Annotated in this window: 19 protein-coding genes; 12 read left to right on the top strand and 7 right to left on the bottom strand. The window is 66.2% G+C overall.

Features of this window, described 5'->3' with window-relative positions:
- The first annotated feature begins 18 nt into the window (after positions 1-18).
- The 3 genes from KBA48_RS16485 to thiL are packed head-to-tail and all read left to right on the top strand — an operon-like array spanning position 19 to position 2,054.
- Positions 19-483: a 6,7-dimethyl-8-ribityllumazine synthase gene (locus tag KBA48_RS16485; protein WP_292908294.1), complete on the top strand. Its 465-nt coding sequence runs from the start codon at positions 19-21 to the stop codon at positions 481-483.
- A 15-nt stretch (positions 484-498) separates the two neighbouring features.
- Entirely contained in the window at positions 499-1,053 is a 555-nt protein-coding gene (gene nusB, locus KBA48_RS16490; protein ID WP_292908296.1) for a transcription antitermination factor NusB, read from the top strand.
- Complete coding sequence (gene thiL / locus KBA48_RS16495; protein WP_292908298.1) at positions 1,050-2,054, top strand: thiamine-phosphate kinase; 1,005 nt, start codon at positions 1,050-1,052, stop codon at positions 2,052-2,054. The genes nusB and thiL overlap by 4 nt, the downstream gene beginning before the upstream one ends.
- 13 nt (positions 2,055-2,067) lie before the next feature.
- On the opposite strand, the gene KBA48_RS16500 is transcribed toward thiL, so the two are convergent.
- The gene (locus KBA48_RS16500) at positions 2,068-2,478 is read right to left on the bottom strand and encodes a VOC family protein (protein ID WP_292908300.1); all 411 of its coding nucleotides are present in this window, start codon (positions 2,476-2,478) and stop codon (positions 2,068-2,070) included.
- Between the two features lie 267 nt (positions 2,479-2,745).
- Here KBA48_RS16500 and KBA48_RS16505 point away from each other — a divergent pair, with 267 nt between their 5' ends.
- The gene (locus KBA48_RS16505) at positions 2,746-4,752 is read left to right on the top strand and encodes a cache domain-containing protein (protein WP_292908302.1); all 2,007 of its coding nucleotides are present in this window, start codon (positions 2,746-2,748) and stop codon (positions 4,750-4,752) included.
- A 12-nt stretch (positions 4,753-4,764) separates the two neighbouring features.
- Here the strand turns inward: KBA48_RS16505 and KBA48_RS16510 are convergent, their stop codons facing one another.
- A complete protein-coding gene (locus KBA48_RS16510; protein ID WP_292908304.1) occupies positions 4,765-5,343 on the bottom strand; it encodes a PAS domain-containing protein in 579 nt (192 codons plus the stop codon).
- Between the two features lie 145 nt (positions 5,344-5,488).
- Between KBA48_RS16510 and KBA48_RS16515 the strand changes: the two genes are divergently transcribed.
- On the top strand, positions 5,489-6,052 hold the full coding sequence (locus tag KBA48_RS16515) for a tetratricopeptide repeat protein (RefSeq protein WP_292908306.1): 564 nt from the start codon (positions 5,489-5,491) through the stop codon (positions 6,050-6,052).
- Between the two features lie 51 nt (positions 6,053-6,103).
- Here KBA48_RS16515 and KBA48_RS16520 read toward each other — a convergent pair whose 3' ends face one another.
- Positions 6,104-6,310 carry a (2Fe-2S)-binding protein gene (locus KBA48_RS16520; protein WP_292908308.1) on the bottom strand — a complete coding sequence of 69 codons (207 nt, stop codon included), beginning with the start codon at positions 6,308-6,310 and terminating at the stop codon, positions 6,104-6,106.
- A gap of 180 nt (positions 6,311-6,490) precedes the next feature.
- Between KBA48_RS16520 and KBA48_RS16525 the strand changes: the two genes are divergently transcribed.
- From KBA48_RS16525 to KBA48_RS16540, 4 genes are all read left to right on the top strand, one after another.
- Positions 6,491-6,952: a GNAT family N-acetyltransferase gene (locus KBA48_RS16525; RefSeq protein WP_292908310.1), complete on the top strand. Its 462-nt coding sequence runs from the start codon at positions 6,491-6,493 to the stop codon at positions 6,950-6,952.
- A 53-nt stretch (positions 6,953-7,005) separates the two neighbouring features.
- Positions 7,006-8,067 carry an N-acetyl-gamma-glutamyl-phosphate reductase gene (gene argC, locus KBA48_RS16530; RefSeq protein ID WP_292908311.1) on the top strand — a complete coding sequence of 354 codons (1,062 nt, stop codon included), beginning with the start codon at positions 7,006-7,008 and terminating at the stop codon, positions 8,065-8,067.
- The gene (locus KBA48_RS16535; protein WP_292908312.1) at positions 8,064-8,612 is read left to right on the top strand and encodes a gamma carbonic anhydrase family protein; all 549 of its coding nucleotides are present in this window, start codon (positions 8,064-8,066) and stop codon (positions 8,610-8,612) included. The genes argC and KBA48_RS16535 overlap by 4 nt, the downstream gene beginning before the upstream one ends.
- Positions 8,613-8,856: 244 nt before the next feature.
- Positions 8,857-10,200, top strand: coding sequence for a dicarboxylate/amino acid:cation symporter (locus tag KBA48_RS16540; protein ID WP_292908313.1), 1,344 nt, complete (start codon positions 8,857-8,859; stop codon positions 10,198-10,200).
- A 56-nt stretch (positions 10,201-10,256) separates the two neighbouring features.
- Here KBA48_RS16540 and KBA48_RS16545 read toward each other — a convergent pair whose 3' ends face one another.
- Positions 10,257-10,997 carry a hypothetical protein gene (locus KBA48_RS16545; protein WP_292908315.1) on the bottom strand — a complete coding sequence of 247 codons (741 nt, stop codon included), beginning with the start codon at positions 10,995-10,997 and terminating at the stop codon, positions 10,257-10,259.
- Between the two features lie 120 nt (positions 10,998-11,117).
- Between KBA48_RS16545 and KBA48_RS16550 the strand changes: the two genes are divergently transcribed.
- The 3 genes from KBA48_RS16550 (at position 11,118) to KBA48_RS16560 (ending at position 15,866) form a co-directional block, all read left to right on the top strand.
- Positions 11,118-12,884 carry an ATP-binding protein gene (locus KBA48_RS16550; protein WP_292908317.1) on the top strand — a complete coding sequence of 589 codons (1,767 nt, stop codon included), beginning with the start codon at positions 11,118-11,120 and terminating at the stop codon, positions 12,882-12,884.
- A 2-nt stretch (positions 12,885-12,886) separates the two neighbouring features.
- Entirely contained in the window at positions 12,887-14,224 is a 1,338-nt protein-coding gene (locus tag KBA48_RS16555; RefSeq protein ID WP_292908319.1) for a sigma-54 dependent transcriptional regulator, read from the top strand.
- Positions 14,225-14,339: 115 nt separating this feature from the next.
- Positions 14,340-15,866, top strand: a complete 1,527-nt coding sequence (locus KBA48_RS16560; protein WP_292908321.1) for an FAD-binding oxidoreductase — start codon at positions 14,340-14,342, stop codon at positions 15,864-15,866.
- A 32-nt stretch (positions 15,867-15,898) separates the two neighbouring features.
- Here KBA48_RS16560 and KBA48_RS16565 read toward each other — a convergent pair whose 3' ends face one another.
- The 3 genes from KBA48_RS16565 to KBA48_RS16575 form a co-directional block, all read right to left on the bottom strand.
- Positions 15,899-17,146, bottom strand: coding sequence for a pentapeptide repeat-containing protein (locus KBA48_RS16565; protein ID WP_292908322.1), 1,248 nt, complete (start codon positions 17,144-17,146; stop codon positions 15,899-15,901).
- 315 nt (positions 17,147-17,461) lie between these two features.
- Positions 17,462-20,965, bottom strand: coding sequence for a YhaN family protein (locus KBA48_RS16570; protein ID WP_292908323.1), 3,504 nt, complete (start codon positions 20,963-20,965; stop codon positions 17,462-17,464).
- Positions 20,965-22,197: a DNA repair exonuclease gene (locus tag KBA48_RS16575; protein ID WP_292908324.1), complete on the bottom strand. Its 1,233-nt coding sequence runs from the start codon at positions 22,195-22,197 to the stop codon at positions 20,965-20,967. The genes KBA48_RS16570 and KBA48_RS16575 overlap by 1 nt, the downstream gene beginning before the upstream one ends.
- Between the last annotated feature and the right edge of the window lie 258 nt (positions 22,198-22,455).

Below are 22,455 nucleotides of genomic sequence, written 5' to 3' on the forward strand. Positions count from 1 at the left end.
ACGGACTGGATGGCCCCCATGGCTGACGCGCCCCATATCATGATCGTCGAGGCCCGTTTTTATGACGACCTCGCGGACGAGCTGGTGAAGGGCGCCGTCGGCGCGCTGGACGCGGTGGGTGCCACCTATGAGATTTTCCAGGTGCCCGGCGCCTATGAGATCCCGGCCGCCATCCAGTTCTCTGTCCGTTCCATGGATTTCTATTCCGGACGCCGCCGTTTCGACGGCTATGTGGCGCTGGGCTGTGTGATCCGGGGCGAGACGACGCATTACGACTATGTCTGTCAGGAAAGCGCGCGCGGCCTGTCCGATCTGGCCCTGCGCCACACGCTGGCCATTGGCAACGGCATTCTCACCACCGAGAATTTCGAGCAGGCCTGGGCCCGCGCCGCCGTGAACCAGAAGAACAAGGGCGGTTTTGCCGCCAATGCCTGCCTTCAGATGATCGAGCTGAAGAAACAATTCCGTCTTTATTCCCGCTGAGTTCCAGGTCCCGATATGCCCCCGCGCAAAAAAGTCACCGCCCCGGTCGCCGCCCCTGAGCCGGCGCCGAAGATCAAGCCCACCGGGTCCGCCAAGGCCCGGCGGTCGGCTGCCCGTCTGGCGGCTGTCCAGGGGCTGTACCAGATTGATCTGGCCGGTGCCTCCAGCGATACCGTGATCCACGAATTCGCGCGCCACCGTATCGGGCAGGAACAGGATGGCGAAGAGTTCGTGACGCCGGAGCCGGCCCTTTTCGCCGACATCCTGCGCGGGGTACAGGGCCGTCTGGCCGAGGTGGATCAGCTTCTGGGCGGGTTGCTGGACCGGCAATGGTCGCTGGAGCGCATGGAACTGCTGCTGCGCGCCATCCTGCGCGCCGGGGCCTGGGAACTGCTGGCCAACGAGGCCGTGGCCGCTCATATCATCATCAACGACTATATCGACGTCACTCACGCCTTCTTTGCCGGCCGTGAGCCGGGCATGGTCAATGGCGTGCTGGACAAGCTGGCCCGCACGCTGCGGACGGCCGAGATGGGCGCCAAGCCGGCGGGCAAGGGCAGCGCGTCGTGACAGAGCAGGGCGTGCCCGTCAGTCTGGGTGAATTCGGCCGGATCGAGCGTTTTTTCCGGCCGCTGGCCGTGGGCGTGCCCGGTGCCTTCGACCTGACCGACGATGCCGCCGTCCTGGATGTGCCCTATGACCAGCAACTGGTGGTGACCACCGACGCCATGGTCGCGGGTGTGCATTTCCTGCCGCATGACAATCCCGCCGATCTGGCCTGGAAGATCCTGGCCGTCAACATGTCGGACCTGGCGGCCAAGGGTGCGGAGCCTCTGGCCTATTCCCTGGTCACCAGCCTGCCGAAAAGCATTGGCGATGATTGGGTCGAAGCCTTTGCCAAGGGGCTGGGCGAGGCGCAGCGGGAATTCAAGGTCAACCTGCTGGGTGGCGATTCGGTTTCCACCTCCGGTCCTCTGTCGCTGACCATCACGGCGCTGGGTCTGGTGCCGCGCAACCGGATGATCCGCCGCAAGGGGGCCAAGCCGGGTGACGCCCTGTTCGTCACCGGTTCCATCGGCGATGCCGCCCTGGGCCTGAAGCTGGCGCAGGGGGCCTTGACCCAGCCGGTGGCGGAAGCCGATCGCGCCTATCTTCTGTCGCGTCTGCATCGTCCGGCCCCGCGCCTGGACCTTGTCGCCTCGTTGCGCGTGTTCGGCACGGCGGCGCTGGATGTTTCCGACGGGCTGGTCGCCGATGTCCGGCATCTGGCGCTGGCCAGCAAGGTGCGCCTGCAGGTGGATACGCAGGCTGTGCCCCTGTCGGGGGCGGCGCTGCGCCTGCTGGTCGGCACGCCGACGCTGCGCCGCACCGTGCTGACGGGCGGCGATGATTACGAGGTGGCCTTCACCGCTCCCGCCGACAAGGCCGAGGATATCGCGGCCGCCGGCATCAATGCCGGGATCAAGGTCACGCGCATCGGCAAGGTGGTGGATGGCGAGCCGGGCCTGGACCTGCTGGGCCTGGACGGGGTCGAGGCGGACCTGGGGTCCGGCGGCTGGCGGCATTTCTGAGCCGCCGCGCACCTTACGGCGCCGCCTTCAATTCCACATTGTTACCCTCCGGATCGGTCAGGTAGATCGAAGGGCCTTCGCCCTGCGCGCCGTTGCGCGTGCCCGTGCTGCCGATGCTGACGCCATGGGCCGCCAGATGGGTGCGGATGGCGGTATCGTCGAAGGGGGTGATCTCCAGGCAGAAATGTTCCAGGTTGCGCCCCTCCGCCCCCGGTCCCGCCCCGCCCATGCGGCCCAGCTTGCCATCCAGCGGCACCAGATCGATCAGATGGCGGCCGGCGCGTAACTGGTAAAGCCCGATTTCGGCCTGTACCTTCTCCAGCGTGCACCCCAGGACGGTCTGATAGAAACCCATCATCCGGCCGATGTCGCGCACCCGCAGCACGATGTGATCCAGGCCCAACAGGGTGAATGGCACGCTCATCGTCCTTCTCCATCTGAGCATTGGTATTGCGTCATATTGACGCGACCGGATCGTCAGCCGCCCGCCGATCCGACTGTTTCCCCGGCAATCTGGGGACAAATTGTCGCCATATCAAGAGATTGGCCGGCCGGTTAATCGGACATTAACCGGCAGCGTTTCCTTTACACTAAATTGTCGGTTGCCCGGAGCCGCAGCATCCAGGATACAAACGGCAGTATCAAAGATGAACAACGGTTCAATAAAGTAGAACAACAAGCTGGTGTCGAAATGATGCGGTTGGCGAATATTTCCACCTGGTTCCATAACAGCTCAATCTCCAAGCGTCTGGGGCTGATCGTGCTGATCTCCCTGCTGGGGCTGCTGGCCTTCGCGGCGCTGACCAGCGAGCAGCAATATGCGCAGCTGCAGGAGCGCTACAGCACCAGCGCCAAGTCGGCGGTGGAGGGTGCCAGCAGCGTCATCCAGACCTATGCCGCGCAGGAAAAGGCCGGAACCCTGAGCCGCGAAGAGGCGCAGGCCCGCGCCCTGGCGGCGGTCAAGGCCATGCGCTACGCCGGGGAATATGTCTGGGTGAACGATACGCGCCACCGCATGGTCATGCATCCGATCAAGGCGGAACTGGACGGCCAGGACATGTCGGATTTCAAGGACCCGGTCGGGACCCTGATGTTCCGCGACATGGTCCGGGTGGCTACGGGCCCGGAAAAGTCGGGTTTCGTGCCCTATAAATGGCCGAAGCCCGGTTTCGACCAGCCGGTGGACAAGATCTCCTTCGTCACGCTGGTGCCGGAATGGAACTGGGTGGTGGGGTCGGGCGTCTATCTGGACGATGTCGGCCGCAAGCATCGGGAAATGCTGCTGATCCAGGTGGTTGCCGGTATCGTGCTGGGCGGGTTGTCGGCCGCTTTTTCCAGTGCCGTGGCCCGCACCCTGGCCCGGCCGCTGTCGGCGCTGACCGGTATCATGGGCGATCTGGCGGAAGGCGAGCTGGATGTGGAGGTGCCCGACGCCCGCGCCACCAACGAAATCGGGGCCATGGCCCGCGCCATCGCCGTTTTCCGCGACAATGCCCAGCGCGCCCGCGCGCTGGAGGAGGAAAAGCAGCGCGAGGAGGAGGCCAAGGAACGCCGCCGTGCCGCGCTGGAAGTGCTGACACGCGACTTCAAGATGGCCGTGGCCGGCAAGCTGAAGACCGTGGCCGCCGCCGCAACGGAACTGGAAGCCACCTCCGGCGGGTTGCAGGAGCAGGCCGAGATGACGGGCCGCCAGTCCAACAATGTGGCTGACAGTGCCCAGGTGGCCCGCGACAATGCCCAGACCGTCGCCGCCGCGACGGAGGAACTGTCCGCGTCCAGTTCCGAGATCGGCCGGCAGGTGGGCATCACGGCCCAGATCACGGCCGAGGCGGTGGACAAGGCCCATAATGCCCGCCGCATCGTCGGCGAACTGTCGGATGTGGTGGCCAATGTCCAGGGGGTGGTGGGGCTGATCAGCGAGATCGCCAGCCAGACCAACCTTCTGGCGCTCAACGCTACCATTGAGGCGGCGCGTGCCGGCGAGGCTGGCAAGGGCTTCGCCGTGGTCGCCAGTGAGGTGAAGAACCTGTCGGGACAGACGGCCCGCGCCACCGAGGATATCAGCACCCAGGCCCGCGCGGTGCAGGAAGCCGCCGACGATGCCGCCGGCATGATCGCCAGCATCGCCGACATCATCGACAGTATCGGCCAGAATTCCAGCACCATCGCCAGCGCCGTCAACCAGCAGGGCGCGGCGACCGCCGAGATCAGCCGTAATGTGCATGAGGCGGCGCGGCGCACAGGCGAAGTGTCGGAAAGCATCGTGTCCGTGCGCGAGGGGGCCCAGTTCACCATGTCGGCATCGGCGCAGTTGCACGCCGCGGCGGGTGAGTTGTCGGAGCAGGCGGAACAGTTGCGCCAGGAGGTGGAGGATTTCCTGTCCGCCATGGACCGGGCCGGCGAACGCCGTGCCTATGAACGCCGCAACGTCGATCTGGCCGTGGAACTGTCCGTGCGCGGTAAGGGCGGGCGGCAATCGGACCGGCAGACGGGCCGCATCACCGACCTGTCGGCCGGGGGTGCCGCCATCCTGACCGGCCTGTCGGTACGCCCGGGGGACGAGGTGGAATTGCTGGGCCTGCCCTGCGGTCCCCTGCGTGGAAGGGCCGTCACCATCGAAGACGGTGTGCTGCGCGTGCAGTTCCGGTTGGACGAGGCGACGACGCAGCAGGTGGAAACGGTATTGGCGGCGGCGTGAAGCTGGCGGGGGTCACCTCGCCAGGGCGGCGCAGGCCCCATCATCCAGCAGCCGGGCGCTGACCAGACCGTCGGCATCGGCGCTGGTCAGGGGTGAGGTGCCCGGCGGCGGGTCGAAGACGCGGACCATGCCCATGATCTGTGTTGCCGGCGCCCCCGGTGCCACCGACACGGGCAGCAGCAGCCGGTTGAAGGCCCGCCAGCCGCGACCGGCAGGCACCAGGAAACCGCGATAGAACATCGGCAGCCCGCATGCCAGGCTTTGGTGGAAAAGCGCGCTGCGACCAGGGACGGAGGCGGGGGCGATCATCTGGTCGAGATAAAGCCCTGTTCCGTCCTGTCCGAACAGGTCGCGCAGGCGTGTGCCGGACAGCCGGCAGCGCAACCGCCCGCCCTCGTGGCCTTCATAGATGAACATGAATGGCAGGATGGCGCGGGGCAGGGCGCAGGGGTCCATCTGCCGCCGCGTGGGCAGGACGGCACCGCCATTGGCCTGTTTCAGGCGCCACCAGAACAGCAGCAGCGCCAGCATGCCGCGATCCTCCACCAGGATCGCGTGGTCGATTTCTGCGGCGGATTTGTCCGGTTGCATGCCCACCCCTGTATGATTAACCACAGAATAGGCGAGTGGTGGGACGATAGGAACTATGCTTTCGTGCGCGGACGGTGACGCGCGATGCGGACGTGCATAGGATATGCTGAGTGCCGCCGCTGCCCCCGCGATCTTGAGGATATGCATGATCCGCCGCCTGCCGACCCTGTGCCTGGCCCTGTCGCTTCTGGTCCTGCTGCCAGGCTGTCTGACGCCGCGTTGGGCGCAGCCGGTGAACCCCTTCATGAATGACGATACGGATCGGGGCCGGGCGGCGCTGAAGGCCAAGGATTATGTCATGGCCCTGGAATTTTATGGCCGGCTGGCGGAACAGGACCCCAACGACATGGGCGTCCGCTATCAACTGGCGCTGATCAAGCAGCAGATTGGGCGGTATGATGAGGCCTATGGCCTGTTCCGTGTCGTCTATGTCTCGGCCGACGAGGATACGGCACCGCGCCTGGACGGGTCGGAAAGCGAGGAACCGCTGTATCTCGCGGCCGAACGCAACCTGCGCCTGCTGGGTGCCCGCCTGGACAAGAGCGATCCCGACCTGACGAGAATACAGGAGGAACGGGCGCGCAAACTGGCCGAGATGAAAGCGGCGGAGGAAGCCGGCCGCAAACAGCATCAAGACCAGCCCACAGCGACCGGCACCTATGGCGACGGCAAGGTGCCCTGTTCCGTGACCACGTTGAGGGTATGCTGAAAACCCGCCGTCGGCGCTGATACCATCAGCCCAAAATTTTGACCGATGATATTATTCGGCGGCGATGGCGTGTGAATGGCTAGTGCAGCCATTGGCCGGACGGGCATCGCCCACCATCTCCCGGATGGTGGTGAAGCAGCGGCCGCATTGCGGGGTCTTGCCGCAGGACTTGAACACGCCGGCCACACTGGACGCGCCATTGTTCACGCTGTGGCGCACGGTCTTGCAGTTGATGGCGTTACAGATGCAGACATACATGATCGGACAGCGACCCCGGTCAGCGATGATGGATATGGGATACTGCAAATCACTCGCATGCGCCAGAGTGAAAATGCGAATCCATCGCAATGACCCCATGCACGATCGCGGGGGCGAACTATCGGCCCCGTTTCCGCCCCGTCCCTGCTATGCTGGGCCGGCAAACAGCCGGGGGAACCGATGTCGATCAAGGATGATGTCGTGGTGCGCGTGGCCCAGCGCCGGGACGTGCCGGAAATGGTGGCGCTGCTGAGCGACGACATGCTGGGCCAGGGGCGGGAGCAGGGGACGGACCTGGAACCCTATTACGAGGCCTGGGACGAGATCATCCTGGACCCCAATGCCGAAATCCTGGTGCTGGATCTGGATGGCCGTGTGGTCGCCATGGCGCAGTTGAACTATGCCCGCGGCCTGGGCCGCAAGGGCATGCGCCGCTGTACGGTGGAGGCGGTGCGTGTGGCATCGGCCCTGCGCTCCAAGGGGCTGGGCGCCATCCTGATGGAGAATTGCGTGGATATGGCCCGCGCGCGGGGCTGTGGTCTGGTGCAACTGACCACTGACAAGCAGCGGACCGATGCGCACAGGTTCTACCAGCGCCTTGGCTTTGATGCTTCGCATGAGGGCATGAAGCTGTATTTGTAACGAACGGGTGCCAGAGTGCGGCACCCATCGGCATGATCAGGAGACCGCAGTAAATGAGCACCGCTTCCGCTTCCTCCCCCGTCCGCGTCGCCATTCTGGGCGCTTCCGGCTATACGGGTGCCGAGCTGATGCGATTGCTGCTGCGCCATCCGCGCGTGCGCATCACGGCCCTGACGGGGGAGCGGGCGGCCGGCAAGCCGGTGGCCGATGTGTTCCCGCATCTGGCCCCCTATGACCTGCCGGCCCTGACCAAGATCGCCGATGTCAATTGGGACGAGGTGGATTTTGTCTTCTGCGGTTTGCCGCACGGGACCACGCAGGAGGTGATCGCCGGCCTGCCCGCCCATGTCCGCGTCTGTGACCTGTCGGCGGATTTCCGGCTGTTCAACGTGGACACCTATGCCGAATGGTATGGCCACGCGCACAAGGCCGCCGATCTGCAGGAAACCGCCGTCTACGGCTTGGCGGAGGTGGCGCGTGAGCAGGTGGCCACGGCCCGGCTGGTCGCCAATCCCGGCTGCTACCCCACCGCGTCCTTGCTGCCGCTGCTGCCGCTGCTGCGCGATGGGCTGATTTTGGCCGATGACATCATCATCGATGCCAAGTCCGGCGTGTCGGGCGCGGGCCGCGATGCCAAGCAGGGCAGCCTTTATTGCGAGGTGGCGGAAGGCATGCATGCCTATGGTATCGCGTCGCACCGCCATGCGCCGGAGATCGAGCAGAGCCTGGGCTGGGCCGCCGGTCGCGGCGATATCCGCATTGCCTTCACCCCGCACCTGATCCCCATGAACCGGGGCATGATGGCCACCACCTATGTCCGGCTGAAGGACGGGGTGGATGTGGCCACCCTGCGTGCCAGCCTGGAAAAGGCCTATGCGGGTGAGCCGTTCGTGAAGGTGCTGGCCCCGGGTGTGGGGCCGCAGACACGGCATGTCGCCGGGTCCAACCTGGCCCTGATCAATATCTTCGCCGACCGCATCCCTGGCCGCGCCATCCTGGTGTCCGTCATCGATAATCTGATGAAGGGTGCCTCGGGCCAGGCGGTGCAGAATTTCAACATCATGTGCGGGTTCGACGAGACGTTGGGCCTGGACGTCATTCCGGTGTTTCCATGATCCATACGCGCCCCATCCCCACCATCCTGCCTTATCAGGGCAAGGTGCCCGTCATCGACCCGACGGCCTTCCTGTCCAATGCAACCATCATCGGCGATGTCGAGATCGGGGCCGGCAGCGGCCTGTGGTTCGCCGTCACGGTGCGGGGTGACGTGCATTCCATCCGCATCGGCAAGAACACCAATATCCAGGATGGCAGCGTCGTCCACTGCACCCGCCACCGGTTCAGCACGACCATCGGTGACAATGTCACGGTGGGCCATCTGGCGCTGCTGCATGGCTGCGTGGTGGAGGATGGGGCCTTTATTGGCATGAAGTCCTGCATCATGGATGGGGTCGTGGTGGAGACGGGGGCCATGGTCGCGGCCGGCGCCCTGGTCACGCCCGGCAAGCGGGTGAAGGCGGGGGAACTCTGGGGCGGCAGCCCGGCCCGTTTCCTGCGCGCGCTTACCGAAGAGGATATCCGCATGCAGATGACCATCGCCCCGCATTACGCCGAAATGGCCCGGCACTATCTGGACGAGGTGGGTGGCGGGGTCGGTTGACCCCTCCATTCCCGTCCCCCGCCATCCAGTCGTTTCCCCCTATCCCCTTTTCCGGAAAACCGCACAAAAGCCCCGGCGACTGTCTGGATTTCCGGACAGATCGGGGTGGTGCATCTGTCCCAAGTCCTTGATTCCCCGTCAACCCTGCCCCTGGCACGGCGCATGCCTATAGGCGATGCGAAGGCGGGACGGGGCTGAGCGAGCCTCCCAACCCGGCGGACACGGATCAATTGGGAGAAGCGACATGGCCCAAGGTGCCAGCATCGCCGCCAGCCCGGCGGCGCCGAAGAAATTCTATCAGAGCCTTTATGTGCAGGTGCTGGTGGCCATCGCCATCGGTGTCGCGCTGGGCCATTTCTATCCGTCGGTGGGTGAAAGCATGAAGCCGCTGGGCGATGCTTTCATCAAGATGATCAAGATGCTGATCGCGCCGATCATCTTCCTGACCGTCGTGCATGGCATCGCCGGCATGGAGGACATGAAGAAGGTGGGCCGCGTCGGGTTCAAGGCCCTGATCTATTTCGAGGTTCTGACCACCGTGGCCCTGATCCTGGGCATGGTGATCGTCAATGTCTGGCAGCCCGGCGCCGGCATGAATGTCGATCCGGCCACGCTGGATACCAAGTCCATCGCATCCTATGCCGCCAAAGCGCAGGAGCAGGGGACCGTCGCCTTCCTGATGCATATCATCCCCGGCACCGTGATCGGCGCCTTTGCCGAGGGTGAGATCCTGCAGGTGCTGTTCGTCGCCATCCTGTTCGCCTTCGGCCTGCAGAGCCTGGGTGACAAGGGCCGGCCCATGCTGCACCTGATCGACCAGGCGTCGGGCATCTTCTTTAAGATCGTCGGCATCCTGATGAAGTTTGCCCCCATCGGTGCCTTCGGGGCCATGGCCTTCACCATCGGTAAATATGGCGTCGATACGCTGATTTCGCTGGGCCAGTTGATGGCCGCCTTCTACGTCACCTGCCTGTTGTTCATCTTCGGCGTGCTGGGTGTGGTGGCGCGGGTCTGCGGTTTCTCGATCACCCGTTTCGTCCGCTATATCCGCGAAGAACTGCTGATTGTGCTGGGGACCTCGTCCTCGGAAAGTGCCTTGCCGCGCCTGATGACCAAGCTGAACAAGCTGGGCGTGGAAAAGTCCGTCGTGGGTCTGGTCGTGCCGACCGGTTATTCCTTTAACCTCGACGGCACCTGCATCTATCTGACCATGGCCGCCATCTTCCTGGCCCAGGCCACCAATACCGACCTGACCATCTGGCAGGAACTGGGCATCCTGGCGGTGCTGCTGCTGACGTCCAAGGGCGCGGCCGGCGTCACCGGGTCGGGCTTCATCGTGCTGGCGGCGACGCTGGCCACCGTCGGGCATATCCCGGTGGCGTCCATCGCCCTGATCCTGGGCGTCGACCGGTTCATGTCGGAGGCGCGCGCGCTGACCAACCTGATCGGCAACGGTGTCGCCACGCTGGTGGTCGCCAAGTGGGAAGGCGCGCTGGACACGGCCAAGCTGCACGCGGAACTGGCCAACCCGACGGGGATCGAAGAGGCGGTGGAGCGTCCGGCACCGGTTCTGGCGCCGGCGGAGTAAGGCGCCCGTCAAGGGTTGATGCCGGCCATATCGAGGGATATGGCCGGCACAGCTTGTCATGGGGGCGGGGTGATGAACGACCCCAGCGTCACCATGGCTTCCATCACCAGCTTATCCTCCTGACCGCCGCCACCACTGCCGCCCACGCGGTTGGCGGTGACAATGATTTCTTCCATGCCGGAGCGCTGTGGCCGGGCCACCGGCATGTCACTGTCGCCATCCTGTTGCGGGCCGCCACGCACATCAAAGCGCAGGTTCTCCACACGATACTGGCGGTCGGGAAAGACCTGTTGTAACAGGGCGATTTCTTCCTTGATCCGGGTGTAGAGTTTCTTGCGCATCGTGCTGCGCACGGCTTCCAGCTCCGGCAGGGTCGGTTCAAACTTGATGGCGCCCACCCGGATCTGAAGACCGGGCCGGCTGGCGCGCTTGGCCCGTTCCGCCAGGGAGGCCAGCATCGCTTCCGGCAAGCGTGCCTCCAACGCCGTGCGCCAGCGGTCCAGCCCGGCGCTGTCCGACACTTTCTCCATCGCAATGACGCGCCATTCGACCCTGTCGGCCACGGCGGCCGCTGCCTTGATGATGTCGGCGCGCTGGACCCCGCCACCATCACCCTGACCGGCAACATCCACCACCAGAATGACGCGGGCGGTTTCGGCTTTGACCCATTCCTCAACCGACACGGACATGTCGATTGTGTCGGAAACCGGCTTCACCGGCTCTGCCAGGGCCGAGGATGTCGGTGCCAGGGCAAGCAGGGCCAGGGCGGTCAAGGGACCGAGGGAGAATTTGTGCATGCAGCGAACTCCTTGCCGATATCACCAGAATCACCGGCATGATTTCACCCGTTCCGCTTCACGGCCAGTGTTGAATTCGCGGCTTTCCGGCACCGTCGCCTCGTCATATCCTGGATCACCATGAACCCACCGCGTCTTACCCTGCCCGGCAAGAAGATGAAGCAGGTCCTGATCGGGCTGGGCTTCGCCCTGTTGGCGTTTGTGCTGGCCTGGGTCGGGGGCGAACTGGCGGCGGGGATCAGCCGGGAGGCGCTGCTGGATCAGGCGGGGCCGAGGCGGGCGTTGTATGTGGCGGGTTTGCGCAGCGAACTGACACGGCACGAGACGACGCCCGCCATCCTGGGCCTGTCGCGCACCCTGCGCACCGCCCTGCAAAGCCCTGACGATCCCGCCGCCGTGGAAGCGGCCAACATCTATATGGAGCAGATTGCGGCCCGCACGGGGGCGGCGGCACTGTATCTGATGGATATGAGCGGCACGACGCTGGCGGCCAGCAACTGGCGCCAGACCGACAGTTTTGTGGGCCGTAACTTTGCCTATCGCCCCTATTTCCGCGAGGCGTTGGCCAGCGGGGCAGGGCGGTTTTACGGCATCGGCACTACCAGCCGGGAACCCGGCCATTATTTTGCCCGCGCGCTGGAAGAAGGCGGCCTGACGCTGGGCATCACCGTCGTCAAGGTCTCGCTGGCGCCGGTGGAGAAAAGCTGGGCGGGCCTGTCAGACCGCATCCTGGTGGTGGATGGCAACGGGGTGGTGATCCTGTCCTCCGTGCCCGACTGGACCTTCCGCACGATGTCGCCTTTGTCGGATGCGGAAAAGGTGCGGCTGGCCGATACGCGGCAATATGAGGGGGTGAGCCTGAGGGCGCTGGACTGGCGGGCGGGGGCCGACGGCACCGTGACCCTGGCGGGCGCGGCGCGCGCCTATCTGGCCAGTGACAGTCTGGTGGAGGGCACGCCCTGGCGGCTCTACCTGCTGTCCAGCCTGGACGGGGTGGAGATCGCCCGCGATGTGGGCCACGTCGGCGGTGTGGGGGTGGCGGCCCTGTGCCTGCTGGGCTGGCTCTATTGGCGACAACGGCGGCGGACAAGGCTGGCCTGGGAACGGTCGGCGGCGGCGCTGGAGCGGGAGGTGGCGGCGCGCACGGCGGAACTGGTGGCCGCCAATGATGATCTGCGCCGGGCGCAGGATGATCTGGTGCAGGCGGCCAAGCTGGCGGCGCTGGGCCAGCTCTCGGCCGGGATCACGCATGAACTGAACCAGCCGCTGGCAGCATTGCGCACCTTCTCCGACAATGCGGCCGCGTTTCTGGCGCGGGGCAAGCTGGACCGTGTGGAAGAAAACCTGCGCCATATTGCCGGCCTGACGGAGCGGATGGCGCGCATCACGGGGCAGTTGCGCACCTTCGCCCGCCGGTCGGACAACCGGCCCGAGGATGTGGCCGTCACCCGCGCCATCGACAATGCCCTGACCCTGCTGGCCGAGAAGGTACGGCGGGTGGGCGCCGTGGTGGCGGTGGAGATGGAAGACGGGCTGTCGGTGCGCTGTGACCCGCTGCGCCTGGAACAGGTGCTGGTCAACCTGATTGGCAATGCCCTGGACGCGGTGGCGGGGCGGGAGGTGCGGCGGGTGATGGTGACGGGCGCGACGGTGGGGGAGCGGGTGCAGGTGCGGGTGGCCGATACGGGGCCGGGCATCGCTGACGAACACATGCCGCATCTGTTCGAGCCGTTTTTCACCACCAAGCCGCCGGGGGTCGGCCTTGGCCTGGGGCTGGTGATTTCGGCCAGCATCATCCGCGACCATGATGGTAGTCTGACCGCCGCGAATGGGCCGGAAGGCGGCGCTGTCTTCAGCATCGACCTGCCGGCGGGCGGAGGGGAGTGAGCATGGGCGCACCGCGCATCCTGCTGGTCGAGGATGATGATTCCGTCCGTCTGGGCGTGGAACAGGCCCTGGAACTGGCCGACCTGCCCGTGCGTGGCTTTGCCGCCGCGGAACCGGCGCTGGACGCGTTGAAGCGCGACGGGGCGGATGTGCTGGTCACCGATGTGCGGCTGCCCGGCATGGACGGGTTGGCGCTGCTGAAGGCGGCGCTGGCGGTGGATGCGGGCCTGCCGGTCATCCTGATGACGGGTCATGGCGACATCGCCATGGCGGTGGGCGCCATGCGCGACGGCGCCTATGATTTCATTGAGAAACCGTTTGCGTCGGACCGGCTGGTGACCACCGTCAACCGCGCGCTGGAAAGGCGCCGGTTGGTGGCGGAGGTGGGGGCGCTGCGTCAGGCGCTGGTGCAGCAGGATGGTCTGGATGCTGCCTTGCTGGGCCGGTCGCCCGGCATGATGGCGGTGAAGAAACTGATCCGGCAGGTGGCGGATACCGGTGCCGATGTCCTGATTCTGGGTGAGACGGGCAGCGGCAAGGAGATGGTGGCCCATGCCCTGCACCAATTCTCCAAACGCGCAGCCAAACCATTCGTTGCCATCAATTGCGGCGCCATCCCCGACAGCATGGTCGAAAGCGAACTGTTCGGGCATGAGGCGGGGGCGTTCACGGGTGCCGCCAAGACCCGGATCGGCAAGCTGGAATTCGCCGATGGCGGTACGGTGTTCCTGGACGAGATCGAGAGCATGCCCATGGCGGCGCAGGTGAAGCTGCTGCGTGTTCTGCAGGACCGGCGGGTGGAACGGCTGGGCTCCAACCGCTCCATCCATCTGAATATCCGTTTCGTGGCGGCAACGAAGGAGGATCTGGGGGCCCTGTCGAAACAGGGGAAGTTCCGTGAGGATCTTTATTTCCGCCTGAATGTCGTGCCCCTGTCCATCCCGCCATTGCGGCAGCGGCGGGAGGATATTCCGATGCTGCTGGACCATTTCCTGCTGGCCGCCGCCGACCGGCTGGGCACATCGCCGGTTGTGGTGCCGGCGGCGGAGCGGCAGGCCCTGTTGTCCCACACCTGGCCCGGCAATGTGCGGGAGTTGCGCAACGTGGCCGACCGGATGGCGCTGGGCCTGCCGGCCCTGCTGAATGCGGGTGCGGGTGCGGGTGCGGAGGCGGTGGGGCTGGCGGCACAGGTGGAGGCGTTCGAGCGGCAATTGATCACTGCCGCCCTGACCGAGCAGAAGGGCGATGTGGCGGCGGCGGCCGACATATTGGCCGTTCCAAAGAAAACCCTCTACGACAAGCTAAAACGTTTCGGTATCGAAATAGAGGGTTTTCGGTAACGGATAGTGATTTCGGTACCGAAATTATGCCCTGCCGTGTGATAGTCATATCACCACGTTGACGCGATTGGACATATGCCCTTATAAACCTAAGCGATAAAAAGTTGGGGAGGGCATGATGCTGCGCGCTGTTGAACCGTCACGTCGCAATTTTCTGGTCGGGCTGGGCCGGTTCGCGGCGGTGGCGCCGCTGGCCGCCTCCATGCCCTGGGCGGCGGGGGCTGCGCGGGCGGCAAGCCCTCCGCTGGCCTGCCCCCCGAAATCCGCCTGGACCGATCTGGCGGCGAAGGTCAGTGGCGGGGTGCTGACGCCGCTGGACCCGTTCTTCACCGATGTCTGCCGCCCCAACAACCTACGCTATGACACGCTGCCCATGGGGGTGGCGCGGTGTCTGACGACGCAGGATGTGCAGGCCGCCATCGCCTGGGTTCGCCAGCAGGCAATCCCCTTCTCCGTGCGGTCCGGCGGGCATAATTACGCGGGCTATTCCTCCACCAACGGTCTGCTGATCGACATGTCGCTGATGGCCGGGGTGGAGGTGGTGGACAAGAAGGAAGGCATCGTCCGGGTCAAGGGCGGCACCGGCAACGCCCTGGTCTATAAGGAACTGGAACGGCTGGGCCGCACCATCACCCATGGGCGGTGCGATGCCGTGGGCGCAGCCGGGTTCCTGCTGGGCGGGGGCATCGGCTTCAATATGCGCCTGTACGGCATCGGGTCCGACCTGATGACGGGCACGACGCTGGTCACCGCCGACGGGCAGCGCCACGACGCCAATGAGAAGGCCGACAGCAGCCTTTATTGGGCCTGTCGGGGCGGGGCGGGCGGCAATTTCGGCATCAATACCGAATTCATCCTGGCCACCAAGCCCGTGGAAACCGTGTCGGTCTGTCAGTTGACCTGGACCGATAAGCAGGAAGAGGTGCTGTACGAGTTGCTGACCCGGCTGCCCAAGGCGCCGAACAGTTTCGGCAGCAAGGTCAATGTCAATCTGCCCAGCATCCAGCAGCGCTGTCAGGGAATGGGTACGACCGTGTCGATCCTGGCGCAATTGCACAAGACCAGGGGCGCGCGGTTGCAGGATATCCTGGGCCCCCTGTGGAACAGTGCGTCCAAGCGGGTGGTGAAGGAGGATATCCCCTATTGGGTGGGGCAGGATTTCCTGTCGGAAGAGACCTTCCCCTATTTTTATCAGGAGAAATCCAGCTACATGCAGGCGGGCACCATCAGCCGCGACGCGGTGGCCGCCATGTTCAAGGCCGCCAGGGACCAGCCCGGCACCTCGATGCCCGTCTCTTTCAAGTTTTTCCAGACAGGCGGCGCCTGCAACGACAAGGCGCCGGACGCCACGGCCTATGTCCATCGCGGCAATGACTGGCTGTTCTCGGTGGAGATGAACTGGTGGCTGCCCACCGATCCGTCGGGCCTGATCGATGAGAATCTGGCCTGGCAGAAGGATTTCTACGCCCTGGCCAACAAGGCCTGCGCGGCGGTCGGCGCCTATCAGAACTTCCCCGACCCGACCCTGGACGATTATGCCAACGCCTATTACGGCCAGAATCTGGCCCGCCTGCGCGCGGTGAAAAAACAGGTCGATCCGGGCAATTTCTTCACCTATGGGCAGGGGATCAAGCCGGCGTGAGGGCCGGGGGCGGCGGAGACAGAGGCCGCCGCCTATTTCATGCGAAACCGGTTGCGCAGGCCCAGGCCGATCAGGAACAGCAGGAGCAGGCCGATCACCATCTGTGCGCCGCTGACAAAGCGCAGCCAGCGCGAGAGGTCTGCCGGCAGGGTGCCTGCCTCCATCAACTCCTTACGCAGGCCCAGCGGCCCCAGTGTGTTGGCGGTGCTGACGCCCAGCGCCAGCGGGATATCCCAGTTCAGCGCGGGCCAGAACTGTACCGCCCCCGCCAGGATCAGGGCGACCAGCCAGCCCAGCGGCCGCAGATAGCTCTGTCCATAATGGCACAGAACGCCATAGGCCCCGATTGGCCATCCCCTGATCTGCCCCGCCGCCACCCGACGGCATTCCAGTTCCTTAGCAAAGAACACGAGTTCATCCTCATGCTTCTTCAGCCGGTCCATCTCCAGCTTCAGCCGCTCATAGGCATTGGTGAACTGCGCTGCCACGTCCGGGTTTGAAGGTGCCGTTGGCCATTTTGCCCCGCGCCAGACTGTATCCTCGTGCAGCTTGGCCCCATGGAACCGGGGTGGTTCCCCCAGGAACTGGCTGGCCTCAAAATTGGTTGGTGCTTTCAACTCGCTGTCTGTGAAGCGTGCAGCTTGGTGGAATGTGGCGCGGCTGAAACCGGTGTATCTAGTGAAAGTGGAGCTGATGAAATTGGCGTTCCCGATGAACCTGGCGGCGCCAAACTCGGCCTTCCCAGTGAATGTGGCGCTGACAAAATTGGCATACTCGGTGAATATGGAGTTGGAAAAATTGGCACTGTCGGTGAAAGTAGTGCTGTTGAAATCGGCACCGTTAATGAAAATTGCAACGCTGAAGGAGGTGTAACTGGTGAATTTTGTGCCGCTGAAATCGGCGTGCCCAAAAATATACCCGCCAAAGTAGATGCTTTGGTCAAACTGACATTCTCTGAAGTCAATCCTCGGGTCTGCGTCCGGTATCTCAATCGGACCTTTACCTGCCCTTTCCCGAAATTGCCGCCGGATGTCTGTCAGTTCCTTATCGTCAAAGGGTACCAATTCCGCGGCATCAACCCGGCCCTTCAACGCCTCCCGCTGCTCATCCGTCCATTGCGACGCATAATAACGGTTCCATGCCACCCGGTTCTTCACCTGAATCTCATCGCGAAACCAACCGGACACCCCATACAGCGTCGCCAGCAGATACCAGGGGTTTTGCTCGGCGGGTTTCAGATTGGGCTTCGCTGGTGTGTTTGTCATCGGGGACGGGTGCATTTGGTTGTGGAACCCGGGGATGGTACAGGATAACAGCGCGGGGGGCAGGGGCGATGTTGGGCGCCGGGATAAGCTGTTTGCTGCACCGGTTCAGGCCACTCTCTCCCGTCACCCCGGCGAAAGCCGGGGCCCAGGGCAGAGCGGCGTCTGCCGCGACATGATTCATATCGGCGCTGATCGCGCCTCATGCTGGGCCCCGGCTTTCGCCGGGGTGACGGAAAAAATAACGGTAAGCCAGTTTATCTTATTGAATGCGCGTGTTTGCGGGATGACCGTGGGGAAACTGGACGTGGGTCCACAGATGCCATCCGCACCCTACCCCGCCGATAACCGATGTACCCGCACCGCGTCGCCCAAGGCCTCCACCCCCGCCTGCACCACATATTCATGGTGGGTGAACAGGACCACCTGCGTCGCCTGACCCAGTTCGGCCAGTGCCAGCAGGCCGGCGCGGGTGCGGGCCTCGTCCGACGTGATGAACAGATCGTCGGCGATGAAGGGCAGCGGCGTGGACTGGGCGACATGGGCCTCGACAGAGGCGATGCGGAGCGCCAGGAAAAGCTGGTCGCGCAGCCCCTCGCTCATCCCCTCCACATGCGCGTCGCTGCCATCCTGGCGCACGCCGACCAGCACGGGATTGTCGCCGGCGCCGTAATCAATCTTCAGCCGCATCACGGGATTGCCGCCGCTGGCGGCCATGGCGGCCAGGATGGAGCCGGCGCGTTGCAGCAGCGGATGTTCATTGCGGGTGCGGTAGCGTTCCACGGCCTGGGTCAGCAGCAGCGACGCGGCGCGCAGGCGCAGCCAGCGGCTGGCCAGGGTGGCGGCGCGGGCAGCGGCATCGGCCGCGTCCTGGGCCGCCCCACCGATGCCGGCCCGGTGCCGCATCTCCTCCAGCGCGCGTTCCGCCTCCCGCTGCTTCACGGAGGTGTCGGCAAGATCATTCTGTGCCGTTTCGATCCTGGCGGTCAGGGCCGATAGGTCGGCTGCCATCGCGTCGGGGTCCAGGCCCGCGACCGCCATGCGAAGCTGTTCGGGCGCCTGTCCGTCGCCGGCCCGGTGCAGTTCGGCCAGCAGCGCCGCCTCCTGTGTGCGCAGGTCCCGGCGGCGGGCGGCGGCGGTGACCAGGGCGGGCACGTCGTCGCCATCGGCCAGCCGGTGCAGGCGGCGCAGGTCGGACATTGCGTCGGCGGCATCCTGCGCCGCCTGTTCGGCATCGGCGAGGGCCTTTTCGGCGCGGTCACGACCCTGGATCAGCGCATCGCGGCGCCCGGCGGTGGTGCGCGCCTCCCTCAGCGCGCCATAGAGTGCGTTGGCCGCATCCTCGGCCCCGACATCAAGACCGGGCATCAGGTCGGATGCGGCCGCCAGCAGCGCATCGGCGTCCGCGCGATAGGCGCCGATATCCTTTTCCAGCCCCGCGATGCGGTGGTCCAGTTCGCGGATCTGACGCAGTTCGTTGCCCACATCCTCCCAGGCGCGGAGGGCCGCCTCTGCCTCTGCGGGCAGGGCGTGGGCAGGCAGGCCGATCGCCTGCATATCGGCGGTCCAGCCGGCGCCCCAGGCAGACAGCGCCCTTTCCGCCTCTTCCATCTCCGCTGCCGCCAGTTCCAGGTCGGCGCGCGCACGGGCCAGGGCCTGTGCCGCCTTGTCGGCGGCGATGGCGGCCTGACGTGCGCGGGCGACGGCGGCATCGGCGGCCACGCGCAGTTCCGGCAGCCGCGCGCCGGCCGGCGCCTCCACCCCGCACAGCGACAGGGCATGGCGCAGATGGCCCTCGCACAGCCGCGCCTCGTCCCGCAGGCCGGCCACACTCTCGGCCTGTTGTGACTGCTGCGCCAGCGCCGACAGGATCGCGCCGGTCTGGGTCAGGAACGCCGCCATTTCCGCCGCACCGCCGGGGTCGATGCCGGTGGCCTGCCAGAGGTCGGCCCATTCGGTGGCCAGGGCTTCCTGCTCCACCGACAGGGAATTTTCCTGGCCGGAGATCGCTTCCAGCCTTTCCGCGTTGGCGGTCAGATCGCTTTGCGCGCGGATATAGCTGGCGACGCGCGCCGCCTCCCGCTCCCGCAGGTCGGCCAACTGATCGGCGTTGCGCAAGGCCGCTTCGAAGGCGGGCACGGTATCGGCGGGGGCGGGGGTGCCCTTGTCCAGATGCGGGCGCAGGTCCGACCAGAGCGTGTCGCGCGACCGGCGGGCCTGGGCGATGGCGGCGGGTGTCGGCACCTCCCCGCCTTCCGCCAGTTCACGCAGCGACTGGCGAAGGTGACGGCCCTGGTCTTCAGCCGCGCGGCGGTCATCGGCCAGCCTTTGCCGGCGGTTTTCCAGGGATTGTTCGCGCAGCCGCTGCCGCTCCACGGCATCTTGTGTGGGCAGGGGCAGGGCCGCCAGCCGCTCCGGGTCCTGCCGATGCCGGCCCAGGCGGGCGGCAAGCTGCGCCAGCCGGTCGGCCCCGTCCTTGAACGCCCGTTCCGCCCGGTCCAGGCGCGGTTCGACCTCACCCAGCCGGCCGGCGGCGGCCAGCGCGGCCTCGGCCTCGGCCAGCAGCGCGGCGTCGGGGGCGTGGGCCGGCACCTGCCGTTCCGCCTGCCTGGCGTCACGGGTGGCGGCGTCATGGCGGCGACGGGCATCGGCCAGCGTCTGGGTCAGGCGCGCATGTTCCTTGGCCTTGTCCCGGATGCCGGCGATCAGGGGGCGGCGCGGCAGCATGGTGTCCAGCCGGTCCGGATCGGCATCGATACCGATATCGCGGGCCGCCAGTTCCAGGCGCTGCTGGGCCAGGGTGCGTTCCTGCCGGCGGCGCGGCAGGTCGGCCCGGGATTTCGCAATCTCGCCTTGCCGCTGATACAGCGCCTCGATGGGGGCGGCCAGGGACAGCAGGGGTGGTGGCGGGCCGGCGGCGGCCAGTGCCTCCATCGCCGCCGCCAGTTCCGCCCGCGTCCGCTCCGTCTGGCGCGTGGTGGTCAGCAGGGCGCTTTCGGCCCGGCGCCAGCGGTCGGCCAGATCGGCGGGCAGGTCCGGGCCGTCGCCGGCATCGGCCAGCAGAGGGGCCAGATCCTCCAGCCGGGCAAGTAGCGGGCGCACGCGGCGCAGCCGTTCCAGGCGGCTTCGCTCCCGCTCCGCATCGGCCAGTCCGGCACGGATGGCCAAAAGCTGCTCGCGGGCGGTCGCAAGGGCGGTCTCGGCGGCTTCCCAGGCTTCGGCCTTCGTCGCCTCGTTGCGCATGCGCGAGGTTGCGTCGGCATGGGCGTCGGCCGCCTGCCACAGGGGCTTGCTGGCCTGCTTGCGGTGGGGGCTGCCGATGGCGTCGGCATCGTCGGTCAGGCGGGCCACGATCCGGTCCAGGCCCGACAGACCGCTGCCCGCCTGAAACAGGGTGCGGGCCAGATCGCCGCCCGCTTCCAGCATGGCCTGCCCGCCGGCGCGCAGACGTTCATGGTCCAGGCCGAACAGCCGCTGAAAAGCGGCGCGGTCCAGGCCGCAGAGATGGGGCAGCAGCAGGCCGTCGGGCAGCGGCGTGCTGCCATCGGCGTCCAGCAGGGTGGCCTTGCTGCCCTTGCGCCGCTTCACCTCCTGCCTGGTACCATCGGCCAGGGACAGCAGCGCGCCGATGCGCAGCGCTGTATTGGAATGGCGGAAGCCCATGGGGGAATTGTGCGGCACCCCGAACAGCAGGTCGCAGATGGCCGACAGGGCCGTGGATTTCCCCGCCTCGTTGCGGCCATGCACGATATGCAGGCGGGCGGCGGGATCGGACAGGTCCAGGCTGGTCCCGTCGAAATGGCCGTAGCGTTCCAGGTCCAGACGGTCGATACGCATCAGGCTTCCCCCGCCAGACGGTTCAGCAATAGCGCCTCGGCATCGGCCAGCAGGGCGGCCAGCGCGTCGGGTGCGTCCAGGTCCAGGTCGGCAAGCGCCCCGGCGGGCAGACGGGCCTTGATCTGGTCGATATCGGCCAGCAGCGGGGCCAGGGCCACGGGATCGGCCTTCAGCTCAGCCAGAACGGCGGTCAGGTCGGCCAGCGCGTCGCCCGTGGCGGCCTCTTCTTCCCGGTCCTGTGTGCGCACCTCCAGCTTCTCGATCCAGATATCGCCGCCGGCGCGGGCCGCCGCCGCCTCCATCTCCGCCGACAGCCAGTCGGGGTCGGCCTTCAGCCGGCGGTGCAGGGCTGTGCGGCCGGTGAAGATGATGCGCAGGGCCAGGGTGCGCTCGCCCGCCTGATCACGCGCATCGGCCAGCGCGGCGACGGCACGGTCGGCCGGCGCGCGTTCATCACTGGCCCCTGTCAGGTCCAGCGATAGCCGCGCCCAGCGCACATCATCCAGCACGACAGGGACGGCATCCTGTATCCGGCCTTCCGCTACCGTCACCATCGTCGCGCCCTTAGGCCCCGTCTCATTCGCGTGGCGGCCCTGCAGGTTGCCGGGGAAGATGATCCAGGGGTCGCGGTCGATCACGGCCCGTTCATGCACGTGGCCCAGGGCCCAGTAATCATAGCCCTTGGCCTTCAGGTCGGCGGGTGAGCAGGGGGCGTAGCGGGCGTGCGGGGGCTTGCCCTCCAGCGCGGTATGCAGCACGCCGATATTCAGCAGGCCGGCAACGGGCGCGGGATAAGATGCCGCCAGATTGTCGGTCACGTCGCGCGTATGGAAGCTGCGCCCATGCAGCGCCACCCCCAGATCGTCGCGGCGGAAGGTCTGCGGCTTCTTGTGGTCGAAGACATGGACGTTGGGCGGCAGGGTCAGGCGCCGCGTCATCGTGCTTTCGGCATCATGATTGCCGCGCAGCAGATAGACGGGGATACCGGCCCGTTCCAGCCGCGCCATTTCGCCTGCGAAGAACAGGCCCGTCATGAAATCCCGCCAGTCGCCATCATACAGGTCGCCGGCGATGATCAGGAATGCGACCTGTTCCTCAATCGCCAGATCGACCAGCCGCACCAGGGCGCGGCGCGTGGCGCCCACCAGATGGTCTGCCCGCCCGCCGGCCTTGGCCGCCAGACCCAGCAGCGGGCTGTCCAGATGGATGTCGGCGGCGTGCAGGAAGCGCATGGGGCGGCCCGGAACGGGAAGGGGAGTGTAGGCTTACCCGCTCCCGGGGTGGGGTTGCAACGGGGTCCTGCCGGTGCGCTGGTCGGCGCCGGTGCGGCGTGTGCCGGCCCTCACCCTCCCATCGCTTGGCAGCGATGGGCCCCTCCCTCTCCCACTTGCGTGGGCGAGGGGCGAAGATTTGGTGTGTCATATGGTTTCGCCCCTCGCCCGCTTGCGGGAGAGGGAGGGGCCCGCCGCGAAGCGGTGGGAGGGTGAGGG

Origin of the sequence: Niveispirillum sp., assembly GCF_017996735.1 — a bacterium.
GTDB lineage: Bacteria > Pseudomonadota > Alphaproteobacteria > Azospirillales > Azospirillaceae > Niveispirillum.

Excerpts from the sequence above, each read along its gene's own strand:
- KBA48_RS16485 (WP_292908294.1), top strand. The coding sequence starts at position 19 with ATGGCTGACGCGCCCCATATCATGATCGTCGAGGCCCGTTTTTATGAC.
- nusB (WP_292908296.1), top strand. The coding sequence starts at position 499 with ATGCCCCCGCGCAAAAAAGTCACCGCCCCGGTCGCCGCCCCTGAGCCG.
- KBA48_RS16500 (WP_292908300.1), bottom strand. The coding sequence starts at position 2,478 with ATGAGCGTGCCATTCACCCTGTTGGGCCTGGATCACATCGTGCTGCGG.
- KBA48_RS16505 (WP_292908302.1), top strand. The coding sequence starts at position 2,746 with ATGATGCGGTTGGCGAATATTTCCACCTGGTTCCATAACAGCTCAATC.
- KBA48_RS16510 (WP_292908304.1), bottom strand. The coding sequence starts at position 5,343 with ATGCAACCGGACAAATCCGCCGCAGAAATCGACCACGCGATCCTGGTG.
- KBA48_RS16515 (WP_292908306.1), top strand. The coding sequence starts at position 5,489 with ATGATCCGCCGCCTGCCGACCCTGTGCCTGGCCCTGTCGCTTCTGGTC.
- KBA48_RS16520 (WP_292908308.1), bottom strand. The coding sequence starts at position 6,310 with ATGTATGTCTGCATCTGTAACGCCATCAACTGCAAGACCGTGCGCCAC.
- KBA48_RS16525 (WP_292908310.1), top strand. The coding sequence starts at position 6,491 with ATGTCGATCAAGGATGATGTCGTGGTGCGCGTGGCCCAGCGCCGGGAC.
- argC (WP_292908311.1), top strand. The coding sequence starts at position 7,006 with ATGAGCACCGCTTCCGCTTCCTCCCCCGTCCGCGTCGCCATTCTGGGC.
- KBA48_RS16535 (WP_292908312.1), top strand. The coding sequence starts at position 8,064 with ATGATCCATACGCGCCCCATCCCCACCATCCTGCCTTATCAGGGCAAG.
- KBA48_RS16540 (WP_292908313.1), top strand. The coding sequence starts at position 8,857 with ATGGCCCAAGGTGCCAGCATCGCCGCCAGCCCGGCGGCGCCGAAGAAA.
- KBA48_RS16545 (WP_292908315.1), bottom strand. The coding sequence starts at position 10,997 with ATGCACAAATTCTCCCTCGGTCCCTTGACCGCCCTGGCCCTGCTTGCC.
- KBA48_RS16550 (WP_292908317.1), top strand. The coding sequence starts at position 11,118 with ATGAACCCACCGCGTCTTACCCTGCCCGGCAAGAAGATGAAGCAGGTC.
- KBA48_RS16555 (WP_292908319.1), top strand. The coding sequence starts at position 12,887 with ATGGGCGCACCGCGCATCCTGCTGGTCGAGGATGATGATTCCGTCCGT.
- KBA48_RS16560 (WP_292908321.1), top strand. The coding sequence starts at position 14,340 with ATGATGCTGCGCGCTGTTGAACCGTCACGTCGCAATTTTCTGGTCGGG.
- KBA48_RS16565 (WP_292908322.1), bottom strand. The coding sequence starts at position 17,146 with ATGCACCCGTCCCCGATGACAAACACACCAGCGAAGCCCAATCTGAAA.
- KBA48_RS16570 (WP_292908323.1), bottom strand. The coding sequence starts at position 20,965 with ATGCGTATCGACCGTCTGGACCTGGAACGCTACGGCCATTTCGACGGG.
- KBA48_RS16575 (WP_292908324.1), bottom strand. The coding sequence starts at position 22,197 with ATGCGCTTCCTGCACGCCGCCGACATCCATCTGGACAGCCCGCTGCTG.